This window comes from Nocardioides sp. J9, from assembly GCF_007829375.1.
In the GTDB taxonomy this organism is placed as follows: Bacteria; Actinomycetota; Actinomycetes; order Propionibacteriales; family Nocardioidaceae; genus Nocardioides.
On the sequence record NZ_VLJQ01000137.1, the window covers coordinates 1 to 16,544 of the forward strand.

Here is a 16,544-nt window from a genome sequence, read left to right on the forward strand (position 1 = left end):
TGAGGGCGGCCACGTTGACGAATCCGCTCGTGACCGGTGCCGCGGTCCCGTACGTCGGGTGCGTGCCGCCGACGCGGACCGCGACCCGACAGCCGGCGTCGGCCCTCGTCAACCGGTACGTCGCCGTGCTGGGCGCCGCGACGGGCCGGCCGTCGCGCAGCCAGGTCCAGGTCGGGACGGTGCCGGAGGGCGTCGCGGTGATGCCGGCGGTCAGGGTCTGACCGGCCCGGGCGACGCCGGTGAGCGTCGGCGACGACACGGAGACGGCGACGCCCGGTGTGACCGTGATCAGGGTCGAGGCGACGACGCCGGGCTCGCCGTCGGCCATGGCGCTGTGGCGGACGCGGACCTGCACCCCGAAGGTGCCGGGGGCGACGGGGGTGAAGATGGCATGGCCCTCGGTCGAGTCGTCGAAGTCGCCATCGCCGTCGAGGTCCCAGGCGAAGGAGAGGTCGCTGCCCGGGGGCTGGTTCTGGATCGTCAGGATCAACGAGACCGGCTGGCCGACGGTCGTCGCCAGCGCGGGGGTCAGGCTGGCCGAGAAGCCGGTGGTGGCGCCGGGGACAATGACCGTGGCCGAGCCGGTCGCGCTCTGGCCGCAGGCGTTGGCTCGCACCAGCACCGGGTAGGTCCCCGGGCCGCTGGACCACTGCGACGCGGCCCACGGGGTCAGGTTCGACGACTGGTCCACGAGGTCCCACGTGCCGTCGGCATCGAGGTCCCAGTCGTAGGTGACCGACGAGCATCCGTCCGCGCCCTCCACGTAGGCGAGCAGGACCCCGGTGTTGTCGGGCGGCCCGGGGTTGGTCACGAAGATCCCGACCGTCAGGGACGATCCGGAGGCCGGTGCCGCGAGCACCCCTGCCACCAGGGCCAGTGCGGCGACCATCGCGCCGGTCCAGCGTCGCATCAGGAGTCCCCGTCCTCCGGCACGGCCAGCCGGGTCGTCGTGCTCCGGCCCCGCAGGATCGTCTCACCGTCCTCCACCCAGCGGCCGGCCTCGGCGGCGTCGGTGCGGCGGGCAGCCTCGACGGTGTCCCACGCGGCGAGGACGCAGCCGGGGACGTCCTTGGCGAGGTCGGTGAGGCGGGCCGCGGAGTTCACCGCGTCACCGATGACGGTGTACTCGAAGCGCTGCTCGTGCCCGACGTTGCCGGCGACGACCTGGCCGGTCGCGACGCCGATCCCGGCGCCCCCCCCCCGCCCCCCCCCCCCSGCCCCCCCCGGGGGGGGCGGGGGGGGGGGGGCGGGGGCGCCCGCCAGCGCAGCCGCGGCGTGGTCCTCGTGCTCGACGGGCGCGCCGAAGATCGCGAGCACCGCGTCGCCGATGAACTTGTTGACAAGGCCGTGGTGGCGGTCGACCTCGTCGACGACGACCGCGAAGAACCGGTTGAGCACGGCGACGACCTCGGTCGGCCCGTGCTGCGTGGCGTACGTCGTCGAGCCGACCAGGTCGACGAAGAGCACCGAGCACTCGCGGGTCTCACCGCCCAGCTCGATCTCGCCGGCGCCGAGGGCGGCGGCCGCAGCCGCGACCTCCTCGCCGACGTGGCGCCCGAAGAGGTCACGGATCTGCTCGCGCTCGCGCAGCCCTGCGACCATCGCGTTGAAGCCGCTCTGCAGCTGCCCGAGCTCGGTGCCGTCGTACACGACGACGTCGGTGTCGAGGCGGCCGTTCTCCACGGCGCGCAGCGCGTCGCGCACCGACAGGATCGGCGCGACCACGGCGCGCGCGTTGAGGTCGGTCAGCAGGAAGCCGAAGACCAGCACGATGACGCAGACGATGATCGTCACCACCGCCAGCTGCTCCAGCGTCGCGTCGTTGCCGGCCGGCGTGATCGCGAGGATCGCGGCGATCATCAGCCCCACGACCGGTGCACCGGTGCCGAGGGTCCAGAAGATCGCCATCCGCGGGCCGACCCCCACCCCGCGGACCCGGCCGGTGACGCGCACGTCGGTCAGCGCCCGGGCCGCGATCGGGCGCAGCGAGAACTCCGTCAGCAGGTAGGAGACGCCGGCCACGACGACGGCTCCGATGCCGACGGTCAGCGCGGTGCCGAGCGCCCGGGACGGCTGCAGGATGATCGTCAGCACGGTGAACAACGCCGTGCCGACCGCCCACATCAGCAGCTGTGCGCCGGTCAGCACCAGCGGCACCCGCAGGGCGCGGGCGCGCTGCGTGCGGTCGGGGTCGACCTCCGGCTGGGTCGCCCAGCGCAGCGCGCGGAGCGCGGCGGTCGTCCCCCAGACCGTGCCGACCGCGGCGGCGAGCACGACGTACGTCGGGATCGCGATGGCCAGCGCGACCACCATGTCCCGGTTGGGGGCCGGCGAGGGGATCGCCCAGGTGTTGATGACGAAGACGACCAGGGCGCCGATGAGGTTGGTGCCGACCAGCAGCACGGTCAGCAGCAGCTGGATCCGGATGCGCAGGCGCCGCGGCGGCTGGTCGCGCGGACCCAGCAGCCGCGAGCCGAAGGGGCTGCGGCGCGGTCCGGTGCTGGCTCCCCGGGGCATGGGCCGAGCGTAGGGGGTGCCGGGCGATCGCGTGGTCCTGCTGTGGCGGTTGGCCAGACCTGATTGGATCGACCCATGACGGGCTCCCCGACCGTGGCCTTCTCCGCCGCCGAGATCACGGAGGCCTACGCGGCCTTCCACGAGCAGGTCGCCGGCTTCGCCGCGACGGGCGACTGGGCAGGGTACGCCGACCTCTTCACCCCGGACGCGGTGTACGTCGAGCACGCGATGGGAACGTTCCACGGTCGTGAGGAGATCCGCGAGTGGGTGGTGCGCACCATGACGTCGTACCCCGGCCGGCTGATGACCGGCTTCCCGATCAGCTGGCAGGTGGTCGACGAGCAGCAGGCCCGCCTGGTCTGCGAGGTGCTCAACCCGATGCCGGACCCCGGTGACGGGACGGTGCTCACCGAGCCGAACATCACGATCATGACGTACGCCGGCGACGGGCTCTTCTCGCGCGAGGAGGACGTCTACAACCCGCTCCGCTTCCACGCGCAGGCGAGGAAGTGGGCGCGGATCGCGCAGGCGCACGGCAACGCCGACGAGGACGTCCTCGCGTGGCTCGACACGTGGGACGGTGGCCGGTGACCGGGGCGGCGAAGCGGGTCGTCCTCGAGGTCGTCGGCTGGGTGCTGCTCCTGGCCGGCGTCGCGGCGCTGGTGCTGCCCGGCCCCGGCCTGCTGCTGATGGCGTCCGGCCTCGCGATCCTGTCGCAGCAGTACACCTGGGCCGAGCGACTGCTCGAGCCGGTGCTGCTCCGCGCACTGCGCGCCGCGGCGGAGGGCGTCGAGACCTGGCCGCGGATCCTGATGTCGACCGCCGGCGCGCTCGCGCTCGGCGGCCTCGGCGCGCTGTGGCTGGTCGGCCCCGACACCCCGTCGTGGTGGCCGGTCGCCGACAAGTGGTGGCTGGTCGGCGGGCCCTGGACCGGCGTCACCCTGGTGCTGTCGTCGCTGATCGCCCTCGGCCTCCTCGTCTACTCCTACCGCCGCTTCCACGGCAAGCCCGAGGCCCGGGCCGCCCTCGAGAGCCAGATCGAGGAGGCCGACGAGGACGCGCACGAGCAGCGCGACCGGCTGCGCAGGCGCGAGCCCCACGAGCGGGAGGAGCAGTGACCTTCGACCCGCCGCCGTCCGACGACGGACGCACGATGACCGAGCGGATGCTCGCCGGCGACTGGTACGTCGCCGACGACCCCGCGATCGTCGAGGCGCAGCGCCGTGCGGCCGCCCTCATGTCGGCCTACAACGGGCCCGAGGCGCTCGACGACGCCCGGCGGCGCGAGCTGCTCGCCGAACTGCTCGGGTCGGTCGGCGAGGGCACCGAGATCCGCCCGCCGCTGCACGTCGACTACGGGTCCCAGCTGCACGTCGGGGCCCGGACGTTCGTGAACTTCGGCCTCGTCGCCCTCGACGTCGTCGACATCGTCATCGGTGACGACGTGCAGGTCGGCCCGAACGTGCAGCTGCTGACGCCGGTGCACCCGCTCGAGGCCGGGCCGCGCCGCGACAAGTGGGAGGCGGCGAGGCCGATCACGATCGGCGACAACGTGTGGCTCGGCGGGGGCGTCATCGTCTGCCCCGGCGTCACCATCGGCGCCGACACCGTGGTGGGTGCCGGCTCGGTCGTCACGAAGGACCTCCCCGCCGGCGTGCTCGCCCTGGGCAACCCGGCGCGGGTCCTGCGGGAGCTGGACCGGTCGTGAGCGGCACCTCCCTGCTCGACGCCCTCGCCCACCGCCGGCGCACCGGCAGCCGGCCGGGGCAGCGCGACGACGACTTCCGGATCGCGCTGGCGATCGAGGGCGGCGGCAACCGCGCCGCCTACTCCGCCGGCATGGCCCTCGCGCTCGACGAGGCCGGTCTCACCGACGCCTTCGACGACGTCTACGGGACGTCCGCCGGCGCCCTCAACGGCGCGTGGCTGCTGACCGGCCACGCCCGGCGCTGGATCCGCAGCTGGGCCTGGCCCGAGGTCGCTGCCGCCGGCGTCACCGACCCGCGCCGGGTGCTGCGCGGCGGCCCCCTTATCGACCTCGGCCGCCTGGTCCACCACGTCTACGAGTCGATCACCCCGATGGACTTCGAGGCCGTGCTCGCGAACCCGGTCCGGTTCCACCCGATGGCGACCGACGCCCGCACCGGGGAGGCGACCGACCTGTCGCCGTACGTCGAGGACCGGCTCAGCCTCCAGACCGCGCTGCGTGCCAGCTCCTGCCTCCCGCTGCTCGCGGGCCGGCCGGTCCGCCTCGCCGGTCGCACGTACGTCGACGGCGGGCTCTCCGAGGGCGTGCCCTACCGGACCGCGCTGGCCGACGGTGCGACCCACGTGCTGGTGCTGCGCACCCGCCGCACCGACCAGCACGCCGCGCCACCGTCGCGGCTGGAGCGGGCCCTGCTGGCGCCGTACTTCCTGCTGCACGGGCGGCACGCCGGTCGCGCGCACGTCGAGCGGCACCGGTCCTACGCCGCGGACGACCTCCACCTCGCCGAGGCGTCGGTCGCGCCCGTCGCGACGCTGGTCGAGGTGCGCCCGCCGCTCGCCTCCCCGGACATCAGCCGGCTGAGCAGCAAGCTCGACGAGATCGCCGACGCGATCGAGCGCGGCCGGGTCACCATGAGCAACGTGCTGCAGCGGCGCGAGTCGCCCGCCTGACCCGATCGGGCGGACAGGTCAGCCGGGCAGGTCAGCCGACAGGTCAGCCGACAGCCGCGCCGCCAGCCCGGAGGCACGGCTCGCCTGGCGCTCGATGGCGTGCGCCACTGCCTCCGGGGTGCCGACGACGGTGACCGTCGAGCGGGCACGGGTGATGGCGGTGTAGAGCAGCTGTCGGGTGAGCAGGCGCGAGTCGGCCTCGGGGAGCACCACCGTGACCTCGTCGAACTCGCTGCCCTGGCTGCGGTGCACGGTCAGTGCGTGGGCGACCTCGACGTCGGAGAGGCGGGCGAGCGACACGACGCGGCGCTCGTCGCCACCGAGCACGACCCCGGTGTCGCCGTTCCACAGGCGCAGGCCGTAGTCGTTGGCGGTCTGCAGCAGGGGTTGTCCGGGGTAGCGGGCCGGCAGCCAGTCCAGGCCCTCCTCGATGCGCAGCCACTGCTCGACGAGGTCGTTCCAGTGCGTGACCCCGAACGGTCCCTCGCGGTGCGCGCAGAGCAGGCGGTGGCGGGAGAGCTGGCGGACCACCTCGGCGTGGTCGCCGGCGACGGCTGCGGCGCGGAGCGCCGTCCCGGTGGGCATCACCAGTCGGCGGACCTCGTCGACGTCGGCCGGGTCGACGAGCCGGACGTCCGGCGCGGTGCCGGTCAGCAGCCCCGTCGCGATGCCGGCCTCCCCGTCGCGGACCGCCTCGGCGAGCCGGCCGATCGTGCCGCCGAAGCGGTGCGAGGTCTCGAGCCGGCTCACCGGCGTGGGGACGCGGTCGGCGAACCCGGCGACCACGTCGTGCAGCACGGCGCCAGCCTCCACGGACGCGAGCTGGTCGGCGTCACCGAGGAGGACGAGCCGCGCGTCCGGACGGATCGCCTCGACCAGGCGGGCCATCAGGCTCAGCGAGACCATCGACGCCTCGTCGACGACGACCACGTCGTGCGGGAGCCGGTTGCCGCGGTGGTGGCGGAACCGGCTGTGGTTGTCGGGGCGGAAGCCGAGCAGCCGGTGCAGGGTCGAGGCGGTCAGGCCCTGGAGCCGCTCCCGGTCCTCCTCGGGGAAGGGCACGTTCTCGTTCGCGAGCGTGCCTGCGAGCGACTGCGTCATCCGGGCGGCGGCCTTGCCGGTGGGCGCCGCGAGGGCGATCCGCAGGGTGTCGTCGGCCTGGTCGGCGAGCACGGCGAGCAACCGAGCGAGGGTGGTGGTCTTGCCCGTGCCGGGACCGCCGGTGATGACCGACGTCCAGCGCCGCGCGGACTCCTCGACGGCCTTCCGCTGCTCCGACCAGTCGACCTGCTGTTGGGGCTCCCCGGCCGCCACGGCACCGGCCGGGTCGGCGACGACGGGGAAGAGCCGATCGAGAGCGGCGGAGAGCCGGGCCTCGTCGACCGCGGGCTGGGGCCGGGCGAGCCGGTCGTGCAGGTCCAGCACCACGGCGCCCTCCTCGCCCCAGTACCGGTGGAGGTAGACGAGGTCGTTCTCCACCTGCAGCGCCACGCCCGTCAGCGGGCTGGCGGTCACCGCCGCGAGCCAGGCGTCCGGGGCCGGCCACGGGTGCTCGGGCAGCAGCTCGCCCGGCTCGCGGAGGTCGACGCACACCGAGCCGTGCCGGGCCGCGCGGACCAGCAGCGCGACGGCCAGCTGCACGTCGGCCGACAGGTCGCCGCCGAGCCGGCACACGGCCTCGGCGGTGCGCACGTCACCCGCGGTCAGCAGGCCCGCCTCGTTGAGGACGGCCAGCGGGCCGTCGTACCCCTGGAGGAGGCGGTGGTCGGCGAGGTCGGTGGTCTCGAAGAGCTCGGTCATGCCAGGCCTCCCACGGGTGCGCCGTCGAGCAGGTCGGACAGCTCGACGACCAGCGCGGCGGGCGGGCGCCACGAGAACACCCCGCAGGGGTCGTCGCCGACCAGCGGGGTCTCCGGCCCGCACATGCCGCGCAGGTAGAGGTAGACGACGCCGCCGAGGTGGCGCTCGGGGTCGTAGCCGGGGACCCGCCAGCGCAGGAAGCGGTGCAGCACGACGGCGTAGAGCAGCGCCTGCAGGGGGTACGACGAGTGCCCCATCGCCGCGGCCAGCCGGTCGGGCGCGTAGGCGGCCGCGGTGATCGGTGCGTCCGCGTCGCCGAGCCGGTTGGTCTTGTAGTCGCAGATGACGAAGCGCTCCTCGCCGTCGTCGCCGGCCACGCGGAAGACGACGTCGACCGAGCCGGTGAGGAAGCCGCGCAGCACCTGGTCGCCGAGCGCCGGGTCGTCGAGCGCGCCGGCGTAGGGGAGGAGCGGGTCGTCGGCCGGCAGGTGGCGGCGCAGCAGGGTGGCGATCTCGCCCAGCCGGCGCAGGTCGGGGACGGGCTCGTCGCCGCCGCCCATCGGCAGCTCGAAGTCGAGCTCGCGCAGCCGGTCGCGCAGCGGAACGCCGCGCAGCGGGCGGCCGGGCAGCAGCGGACCGAGGGGCGAGTCGCAGACCTCCACCAGTGCAGCGGCGAGCGCCTCGGGGTCGAGGTCGACGGGCCACTCGACGAGCTGCTCGCGCACGTGCCGGAGCAGCTCGGCCTCCCAGTCGGGGGCGTCGGGGTCGGCGTGCTCGAGCACGGCGTGCACCAGCGAGCCGAACCGGGCCCCGGCCGCGAAGCCGGCGAGCGGGGACGGCACGTCCAGCCCGTCGGCGACCTCCCCCGCCTCCTCGGTCGCACCGGCCGCGGGCGCGACCAGCTCGGGCTCGTCGTCCTTCTCGACGACCTCCGGCTCGCTGCCGACCGCGGGCTGCTCGGCCTCGCCGGCCGCCGCGAGGGCGGAGTAGGAGGTGCGCCGCCACAGCTGGTCGACCTGGCGGTCGAAGGTGCGGGTGGCGAGCTCCGTCGGGTCGTCACCGGCGGGCAGCGGCGGGGGCTCGACCGGCTCCGCCCGGGCCAGGGCGGGTCCACCGATCTCGGGGTCCCCCCAGCGGCGGAACCACTGCACGACGACCTCGTCGGCGGGCGGGTCGACCAGGTCGGGGACGTCGGGCCCGTCGGGCGTGCGACCGAGCAGCACCCGGTGGAGGGCGGAGCAGCGGACGTTGTTGCCGGCCGCCCACCACACGACGAGGCGGGACCGGGCGCGGGTGAGGGCGACGTACAGCATCCGCAGCGACTCGCCGGCGTCCTCGGACCGGTGCCGCGCGACCATCGCCCTGGTGCGCTCGCCCGGGGCGCCGATGTCGAGGACCCGCTCGCGGTCGTCGTCGTGGTAGATCAGCGTCGGCGGCAGCTTGTCGTTGACGTAGCGGTCGGAGAGGAAGGGCGCGAGCACGACGGGGTACTCCAGGCCCTTGCTGCCGTGGATCGTCACCAGCTGCACGGCGTGCGCGTCGGAGTCGATGCGCCGGGTCCGCTCGGAGGTCGCGTCGTTGGCGTCGCGCTGCCGCTCGAGGAACCACGCGAGCAGGCCGGACAGGCCGAGGTTCTCGCGGGTCGCGGCCGAGTGGAGGAGCTCGGCGAGGTGGCGCAGGTCGGTCAGGTCGCGCTCGCCGCCGACCGTGCCGAGCACCCGCGCGGAGAGTCCGTCGGTGACGAGCGCCTCGAACACGGCGGCCACGCCGCGGGAGGTGAAGACCGCAGCCAGCTCGCGCAGCCGGTCGGAGAGCTGGTCGGTGAGGTCGTCACCACCGGCGTCGAGGTCGGTGCCGGTCAGCCCGAAGAACGGCGTGATCGCCGCGGCCCGGGCCAGGCGGGTGCGGTGCGGCTGCGCCATCGCCTCCAGCAGCGCGCGCCAGTGCCGCCCCGCCTCGGTGGCGAAGACGCTCTGCCCGCCGGTGATGACGGCCGGTACGCCGACCTTGCGCAGGGCGTCCTGCACGAGCTCGAGGTCGCGGCGGGCGTGGGCGAGGACGGCGACGTGACCGGCGGTCAGCGGCACCCAGCGGCACTCGTCGCCGTCCCAGACCTCGGCCCCGGCGCCGAGGTAGGTGCGCACCTGGAGCGCGACGTCCTGCGCGATCCGGGGGCGCACGACGTCGACCCTCGCCAGCTCGTCCGGCCCGACACCGAGGTCGGCGCGGAGCAGCGCGCGCAGCTGGAAGGACGCACCGGGCAGGCCGCGCACGCGGTCGTCGTCGGCGGAGCGGGCCGCCTCGATCGGGTGGACCGCGATGAGCGGGTCGCCCAGCCGGGCGTGGTTGAGCATCGTGTGCACCGACGCCACCAGGTCGTGGTCGCTGCGCTGGTTGGTGGTCAGCGTCTGCCGGGTGTCGGCGACGTCGGCGGCCCTGAGGTAGGTGAACACGTCACCGCCGCGGAACGCGTAGATCGCCTGCTTGGGGTCGCCGATCAGCACCAGCACCCCGTGCCGGTGGAAGGCCTTCTCGAAGACCTGCCACTGCACCGGGTCGGTGTCCTGGAACTCGTCGATGAGGACGATGCGCCACCGGTCGCGCATCCGCGCGCCGGCGACCGAGGTCGGGTCGAGGAGCACGTCGCGCAGCTGCACCAGCAGGTCGTCGAACGACAGCACGCCGAGCCGGCGCTTGCGGTGGTCGAACTCGCGGGCGACCTGGCGGGCGAAGGAGACCCGGGCGTCGTCGACGGAGCCCTCCTCCGGGTCGACGGGGGCGAGCCGGGCGCCGGGGTTGCTGACGATCGCGCGGGCGATGGTGCCGGCGTCCTCGTGCGACAGCCGGTCGTCGCCGGCCCAGCTGCCGAGCCAGACGTCGTCGACGACCTCGCGGCGCAGGTCGGTGAGGTCCTCGACGAGGGTCGCGCGGGGGTCGGTGTCGCCGGCGATGCCGAGCCCGCGGAGCACGAGCTGGCAGAACTGGTGGATGGTGACGATCGTCGAGGTGTCGAAGGTCGCCAGCGCCGCGCGCAGCCGGTCGCGGCGGGCGAGCAGCTCCTCCGGCGGCGCGTCGACCAGGTGCGCCATCAGCGTGTCCGGCGTCGTCGGCGGGTGGCCGGCGAGGGTGTCGTCGATCCGCGCCGCCACCTCGGCGAGCCGGCTGCGCACCCGGTCGCGCAGCTCGCTGGTCGCCGCGTTGGTGAAGGTCACCGCCAGCACCTGGTCGATCGTGGCGTGGCCCTCGGCGACGTAGCGCGCCACCAGGGCGGCGATGGTCCACGTCTTGCCGGTGCCCGCGCTCGCCTCTAGCAGCGTGGTGGTCGGGACGAGGCCGTCGGGGCCGACCCCGGGAAGGCCCGCGGTGATGTCGAACGGCGTCGGGTCGGCCGGGTTGCTCATCAGCTCCACCCCTTCTCGTGGGCGACCAGGTCACCCCAGGCGTGCTCGGCGATCCGGGCGAGGTCGGTGAGTCGGTCCATGCCCGCGCCGGGCCCGAGGAAGTGCGTCCACGCCGCGTCGTCGCGCTCGGGGCGGAACCTGTCCCACTGCCATGCGCGCATCGCGTTCTTCCACGCCGCCGCCCGGTGGCCGCGACCGAGCGCCCAGGCCCGGCCGGTCGTCAGCGGCAGGTGGCACAGCTGCTGGAGGCCGTCGTGGCGCAGCCGTGCCCACGCCGCCAGCGTCGAGCGGGCGAGGTCGGGGGCGACCGGGAGGACCTTGCCGACCCGGTTCTTCGCGACCACGCAGCCGGAGACCTGGAGGTCGGGGCGCATGGCCTGGACGGCCAGCACGTCGAGCCACAGCTCGAGGGCGTGCCGGGCGCCGAGGCTGGAGTAGGTGACGTGCACGACCGTCGACCCGTGCAGGTCGCCGACCCGCCCGGTGAGCTGCCGGCCGTCACCGAGGTCGAGGGTCACGTCGGTCGTCACGGGTTCGCCGACCCGGAGGTTGCGGGCGCGGCCGACGACGTCCTCGGCGGCCTTGCCGATCTCGCGCAGCGCCGCTGCGCCGAGCTCGCCCGGCGGCAGGGCGCCGCGGTGCCGCTCGGCCGCCGCGATCGCCTCCGCGGGGCGGTCGTCGAGCAGGGCCGCGACGATCCGGCCGCCGACGGCCCACTTCTCGAGCCCGTTCGGCGAGATCGGGATGTCGTTGGCGGGCGGGTCCACGTCGTACGGCAGGGCGACGTCGAGGTGGTCGAGCAGCGCCCGGGCGGGGTTGGCCAGGAAGCGGCGCAGGTCCTCGAGGGTGAGGTCGGGGTCCGGCGGCGACACCGGTGCGGAGAGGAAGGCCGGCGTGGGTCCGGGCGCCCGGGCGGCCGTCGCCGCCCGCAGCGCGACCGGGTCGAAGGTGCGCGGGGCCGAGGCCTGCAGCAGGCGCTCGTCGTGCGGCTGCAGCGGCTGGCGGACCAGCACGTGCGCACGGACCGGCTCGGCGGCGGTCAGGTCGAGGGCGTCGAGCAGCTCGCCGACCGGGATCGCCGGCGGTCGGTCCTGGCCCGAGTGCTCGGACATCCCGGCGTAGGTGATGACGAGCGCGTCGCGGGCCGACATCACCGCGTCGAGCAGCAGCTGCCGGTCCTCGGCGCGCAGGTCGCGCTCGCCCGTGCGCGGGTCGCGGGCCAGCGCATCGTCGCCGTCGACCGTCATCGAGCGGGGGAACGCGTCGGCGTCCATCCCGAGCAGGCACACCACCCGGTGCGGCACCGAGCGCATCGGCACCAGCGTGGAGACGGTGAGCGCGCCGGTGCGGAAGCTCGCGCGGGTCGGCCGCGGCGCGACCCGGTCCTCGAGCAGCCGGCGGACGTCGGCGACGCCCACCCGGGTCGCGGTGGAGGCGGCGGCCAGGCCGGTGAGCTCGTGCGCGAGCTGGGCCGCCTGCCACTGGTCGTCGTACGACGTCGCGGTGAGCCGGGTGACGTGGGTGAGCAGCGCCTCGCTCCACTCGGCGGGGGTGCTCGCGGCGCCCAGCGCCTTCACGGCGTCGTCGAGCCGGGCCATCGCCTCGGCGAACCGGCCGGCGAGCTCGAGGTCCGACGACCCGACGTCGTCGAGCGGCAGCGCGCGCCCGAGCAGCACCTGCTCCTCGGGCATCGCGACGCCGGCGAGGATCCGCTCGAGGCCGAACCGCCAGGTGTTGTCGTGCAGCGGCAGCCCGTGGTGGGCGCGGTGCTCCTCGTCGAGGCCCCAGCGGACGCCGGAGCTGACCACCCAGCGGGTGACCGTCTCGAGGTCGTCGTCGGTGAACCGGAACCGGCGGCGCACCGGCGCGGAGCCGAGCAGGTCGAGCACGTCGGTGGCCCGTGCCCGGCCCTCGACGAGCCCGACGAGGTCGGCGGCGAGCGCGAGGAGGGCGTTGGTGCTGGCGAGGCCGCGGTCGGCCATCGACACGCGCAGCTGGCGCGCCGGGTGCTCGTCGGGGACGGCGCCGAACACCGCGTGGACGAGTGGCGCGAACGCCTCCACGTCGGGGCACATCACGATGATGTCGCGCGTCTCGAGGGTCGGGTCGTCGGCGAGCAGCGCGAGCAGGGCGTCGCGCAGCACCTCGACCTGGCGCAGCGCGCCGTGGCAGGCGTGCACCTGCACCGAGCGGTCGTCGGGGCGCAGCGCGCGGGCGGCACGGTCGGCCGACGTGGTGCCGAGGTCGCGGTCGGCGCGCAGGTCGGCCTGCAGCCAGCCGAGCAGGTGGTCGCCCGGCGCGGGCGCGTCGGCGACCTCCTCGGCGGGGGAGAGCGGGGCGAGGACGGCGAGCTGGCGCTGCACCTCGCGGGCGTCGCGGCCCAGCGTGGCGAGCAGCGGGTGCCGGACCACCTGCGCGGAGGTGTCGTCAGCTCGCTGCACCGGGCCCTCGGCGACGGCCGGGGCCAGGCCCTCCCACAGCGACGACGACACCTGCGGCAGGAACAGGTGCACGTCGCGGTGCTCGGCGAGCGCGCCGACCAGCTCCACCTCGGTGGCCGGCAGGCGGGTGTGGCCGAACAGGCTGAGCCGGGCCGGCAGCGGGAACGCGTCGGGGCGCTCACGCAGCGCCGCGCAGGTCTCGGCGTGGCGCACGTCCGGCGTCGGGGCTTCCACCAGCGCCACGACCCGGCGCCACAGCTCCGGCTGCCACGCGAGGTCGGCGGGCAGGCCGTCGGTGCGGCCCGCGGTCCAGTCGGTGAGCAGCGTCGGCCGCTGGACGGCGTACGACGCGAACAGGCCGGCCAGGCGCCGGGCCAGCGAGTAGCGCCGGGCCCGGCGCAGCTCGCGCTCGACCTCCTCCGGCCGGTCGGCGCCGAGGTGCCTGGCCAGGGGCCGTGCCCAGGACTCGCCGAGGCTGTCGTCGACGACCTGCAGCACCGGCCACGCCAGCCGGTCGGGGTGCCACGGGTCGGTGCGCTCGGTGCCGGTCAGCATCGCGACCAGCGAGCGCGGCCGGAGCAGGTCGATGCCGGCACACACGCCGTCACTGCCGCGCGGCCCCGCGCCGAGCCGGGTGGACAGCCGCTGCGCGAGCCACCGCTCGACGCCCTTCGCCGGGACCACCACGACCTCCTTGGCGAAGGGGTCCGCCGGCGGGGTCGCGAGCAGCGCCGCCAGCGAGTCGGCGAGCGCAGCGGTCCCGGGGCCGCGGTGGATGGTCAGCACAGGGGGAACCCTAGAACGCGGGTCCGAGCCATGCCCGGGGAACTGCCACGCCCGACGTGTGGGCGTGCAACGACCACGAAACCCGCTCCGGTTAGGGTCGACGCCATGCCATTCCTGCTGCGCGTGCTGCTGCCCGACGTCCCCGGTTCGCTGGGCCGGGTCGCATCGGCCATCGGTATGGCGGGCGGTGACATCGAGGCGATCGAGATCGTCGAGAAGCGCGACGACGGCACGGCCGTCGACGACGTGCTGCTGGAGCTCGAGCAGGGGATGATGCCCGACTCCGTGGTGTCGGCGTGCAGCGCGCTGGACGGCGTCGAGGTGCTGTGGGTGAGTCGCTACCCCGCCGGCGGCAACCTGGTCATGGACCTCGAGGCGGTCGAGGAGCTCACCGCCTCGCCGGCCGGGGCCTTCGACCGGCTGGTCGACCTGCTCCCCGCGACCTTCCGCGTCGACTGGGCCGCGCGGGTGCACCGCGCCAAGGGCGTCGTGCACCGCACCAGCGCCGCGCCGGAGGAGTTCGACTTCGTCGAGATCGAGAGCCCGACCCGGCTCGAGGTGCCCGAGGACGAGATCACCCTGTACGCCGCCAGCCGGCTCGACGGCAACGAGGTCGTCGTCATCGGCCGGCGCGGGGGGCCGGAGTTCGCGGACTCCGAGATCGCGCGCCTTGGCCACCTGTGCGGGCTCGCGGTGACGATCGCCAACAGCTGAGGCACGGGCGCTCCTCGCGCCCGTCGGTGGGGCTCAGTCGGTGGGGCTCAGTCGGTGACCGGCTCGAGCACGAACACCGGGATCTCCCGGTCGGTCTTCTCCTGGTACTCCGCGTAGGTCGGCCAGGTCGCGACGGCGTGCGCCCACCACTTGCTGCGCTCGTCACCCTCGACCAGGCGTGCCTTGTACGGCTTCGGCTCCGGGCCGTCCTGCAGGTCGACGAGCGGGTGGGCGAGGAAATTGGCGTACCAGCTCGGGTTCTCGTCCGCGCCGCCCTTGGAGGCGACGGCGACGTAGACGCCGTCCTTCTCGACCCGCATGACCGGGTTCTTGCGCAGCTTGCCGGACTTCGAGCCCACCGAGGTGATCACGACGATGCGGTCCTTCGAGCCGCGCAGCGTGTTCGCCTCGCGGCCGCCGGACTTCTCGTACTGCTCGACCTGGTCGCGGACCCACTGCCACTGGCTCGGCTCGTACTCGCCCTGAAGTGTCATGGCTCCAACAAGACCACGCAGGGGCGCGCTATTCCAGCACGGCGCCGGACGGCCCTGCCGGAGCCGGCCAGGGCCGGGCCGATCTCCCGGTCCAGCGCCGCCTTCGGCCGTGCGCCGCGCGGCTCGTGCACCGGCTCGCGGCGCGAAAGAGGATCCTCGTCGGCAGGACGCGCGACTCGTGGAAGCGCAGGTCAAGCCCCGCTCGGGCGGCAGCCCGCTGATGCCCTAGGTTCAGGTGCCATGAGTGCGATCGAGGGTGTGAGCGAGACGTTCGACGCGAGCCAGTGGGACGTCGTCCCGGGCTTCGAGGACCTGACCGACCTGACCTACCACCGCGCGAAGGCGCACGGCACGGTCCGGATCGCGTTCGACCGCCCGGACGTGCTCAACGCCTTCCGGCCGCACACCGTCGACGAGCTCCTGCGCACGCTCGAGCACGCGCGCCAGTCGGCGGACGTCGGCTGCGTCCTGCTCACCGGCAACGGCCCGAGCCCGAAGAACGGCAAGCGCTCCTTCTGCACCGGCGGCGACCAGCGCATCCGCGGCAAGGCCGGCTACCAGTACGAGGACAAGGAGATCGGCGCCGACGACACCGGCGCCGAGGAGCCGAGCGTCATCGACAAGGCGAAGCTCGCCCGCCTGCACATCCTCGAGTGCCAGCGGCTGATCCGCTTCATGCCGAAGGTCGTCATCTGCGTCGTCCCCGGCTGGGCGGCCGGCGGCGGCCACAGCCTCTTCGTGACCTGCGACCTCGCGCTGGCGTCGAAGGAGCACGCCCGCTTCAAGCAGACCGACGCCGACGTGGGCTCCTTCGACGGCGGCTACGGCTCGGCGTACCTCGCCCGCCAGGTCGGCCAGAAGTTCGCCCGCGAGATCTTCTTCCTCGGCCAGGAGTACGACGCCGAGGACGCCGTCCGCATGGGCGCCGCCAACCGCGCGGTCCCCCACGCCGAGCTCGAGGCGACCGCGCTGGAGTGGGGCCGGATCATCAACGGCAAGAGCCCCACCGCCCAGCGGATGCTCAAGTACTCCTTCAACCTCCTCGACGACGGCCTCGTCGGCCAGCAGCTCTTCGCCGGCGAGACCACCCGCCTCGCCTACATGACCGACGAGGCGCAGGAGGGCCGCGACCAGTTCCTCGAGAAGCGCGAGCCCGACTGGTCGCCGTACCCCTGGTACTACTGACCAGGTAGGACGACCAGGCCCTGACCCGGCGCCGGCTGCCAAGCCGGCGCCGTCGTCGTTTTCCCGGTCGCCTGGTGGGCCGGGGACCGCGCCGGCTGCGGCGTCGCTCCGGCTGTCGGGGGAGGCGCCCCGAGGGAGCCGTTGACAATCATCCGAATCGTGAGCAGGATCTCACCAATGTAACGCAGCCCACTTCCGGACGGAGCTATCCATGAGGCCCTCGCAGCAGCGCACCGACCTGGGCGGTTGCCCGGTCGCCCACACCGACTACCGGCTCGACCGCCCTGCGTTCGAGACCTACGAGCTGCTCAACGCCGAGCGCGAGCTGGGGCCGGCGGTGTGGAACGACAGCACCGAGCACGGCTTCCTCATGGTGAGCCGGTACGACGACGTCACGGCCCTGCTGCGCGAGCACGACACGCTCGTCAACGACTGCGTGAACGCGTTCGACCCGACGATGACGACGCCGCTGCTGCCGAACTCGCTGAACCCGCCGGAGCACAACAAGCTGCGCCGGGTGCTCAACCCGTTCTTCTCGCCCGCGGCGG

The 16,544-nt window shown here is 74.5% G+C and carries 12 protein-coding genes and 1 pseudogene; 7 read left to right on the forward strand and 6 right to left on the reverse strand.

Annotated features, from left to right (window positions below; translation table 11 throughout):
* Together L615_RS22530 and L615_RS22535 are read right to left on the reverse strand one after the other, a co-directional pair.
* Positions 1–910: pseudogene (locus tag L615_RS22530) on the reverse strand (hypothetical protein); the annotation flags it as partial.
* Entirely contained in the window at positions 910–2,517 is a 1,608-nt protein-coding gene (locus L615_RS22535; protein WP_145726556.1) for an adenylate/guanylate cyclase domain-containing protein, read from the reverse strand. The gene L615_RS22535 and the pseudogene L615_RS22530, both read right to left, overlap by 1 nt.
* 75 nt (positions 2,518–2,592) lie before the next feature.
* On the opposite strand from L615_RS22535, the gene L615_RS22540 reads away from it, so the two are divergent.
* Genes L615_RS22540 through L615_RS22555 form a run of 4 tightly spaced genes read left to right on the forward strand, consistent with a single transcriptional unit; the run spans position 2,593 to position 5,175 of the window.
* A complete protein-coding gene (locus tag L615_RS22540) occupies positions 2,593–3,108 on the forward strand; it encodes a nuclear transport factor 2 family protein (RefSeq protein ID WP_145726559.1) in 516 nt (171 codons plus the stop codon).
* Positions 3,105–3,635: a PGPGW domain-containing protein gene (locus L615_RS22545; protein WP_145726562.1), complete on the forward strand. Its 531-nt coding sequence runs from the start codon at positions 3,105–3,107 to the stop codon at positions 3,633–3,635. The genes L615_RS22540 and L615_RS22545 overlap by 4 nt, the downstream gene beginning before the upstream one ends.
* The gene (locus tag L615_RS22550) at positions 3,632–4,225 is read left to right on the forward strand and encodes a sugar O-acetyltransferase (protein WP_261376829.1); all 594 of its coding nucleotides are present in this window, start codon (positions 3,632–3,634) and stop codon (positions 4,223–4,225) included. The genes L615_RS22545 and L615_RS22550 overlap by 4 nt, the downstream gene beginning before the upstream one ends.
* On the forward strand, positions 4,222–5,175 hold the full coding sequence (locus L615_RS22555; RefSeq protein WP_145726565.1) for a patatin family protein: 954 nt from the start codon (positions 4,222–4,224) through the stop codon (positions 5,173–5,175). The genes L615_RS22550 and L615_RS22555 overlap by 4 nt, the downstream gene beginning before the upstream one ends.
* 18 nt (positions 5,176–5,193) lie before the next feature.
* Here L615_RS22555 and recD read toward each other — a convergent pair whose 3' ends face one another.
* From recD to recC, 3 genes are read right to left on the reverse strand one after another with little or no spacing between them, the layout of a single operon-like run.
* A complete protein-coding gene (recD, locus tag L615_RS22560) occupies positions 5,194–6,975 on the reverse strand; it encodes an exodeoxyribonuclease V subunit alpha (RefSeq protein ID WP_145726568.1) in 1,782 nt (593 codons plus the stop codon).
* Positions 6,972–10,376 (reverse strand): UvrD-helicase domain-containing protein, encoded by a 3,405-nt coding sequence (locus L615_RS22565; RefSeq protein ID WP_145726570.1) that lies wholly within the window; start codon positions 10,374–10,376, stop codon positions 6,972–6,974. Before L615_RS22565 ends, recD begins: the two co-directional genes overlap by 4 nt.
* The gene (gene recC, locus L615_RS22570; protein ID WP_145726573.1) at positions 10,376–13,603 is read right to left on the reverse strand and encodes an exodeoxyribonuclease V subunit gamma; all 3,228 of its coding nucleotides are present in this window, start codon (positions 13,601–13,603) and stop codon (positions 10,376–10,378) included. Before recC ends, L615_RS22565 begins: the two co-directional genes overlap by 1 nt.
* 105 nt (positions 13,604–13,708) lie before the next feature.
* Between recC and L615_RS22575 the strand changes: the two genes are divergently transcribed.
* Positions 13,709–14,317 carry an ACT domain-containing protein gene (locus L615_RS22575; protein ID WP_145726575.1) on the forward strand — a complete coding sequence of 203 codons (609 nt, stop codon included), beginning with the start codon at positions 13,709–13,711 and terminating at the stop codon, positions 14,315–14,317.
* 47 nt (positions 14,318–14,364) lie between these two features.
* On the opposite strand, the gene L615_RS22580 is transcribed toward L615_RS22575, so the two are convergent.
* Positions 14,365–14,811 carry a nitroreductase family deazaflavin-dependent oxidoreductase gene (locus tag L615_RS22580; RefSeq protein ID WP_028656515.1) on the reverse strand — a complete coding sequence of 149 codons (447 nt, stop codon included), beginning with the start codon at positions 14,809–14,811 and terminating at the stop codon, positions 14,365–14,367.
* Positions 14,812–15,051: 240 nt separating this feature from the next.
* Between L615_RS22580 and L615_RS22585 the strand changes: the two genes are divergently transcribed.
* Together L615_RS22585 and L615_RS22590 are read left to right on the forward strand one after the other, a co-directional pair.
* Positions 15,052–15,996: a 1,4-dihydroxy-2-naphthoyl-CoA synthase gene (locus L615_RS22585; RefSeq protein WP_145726579.1), complete on the forward strand. Its 945-nt coding sequence runs from the start codon at positions 15,052–15,054 to the stop codon at positions 15,994–15,996.
* Positions 15,997–16,207: 211 nt separating this feature from the next.
* Positions 16,208–16,544, forward strand: a 337-nt coding sequence (locus L615_RS22590; RefSeq protein WP_222430672.1) for a cytochrome P450, incomplete at its 3' end; no start/stop codon positions are given.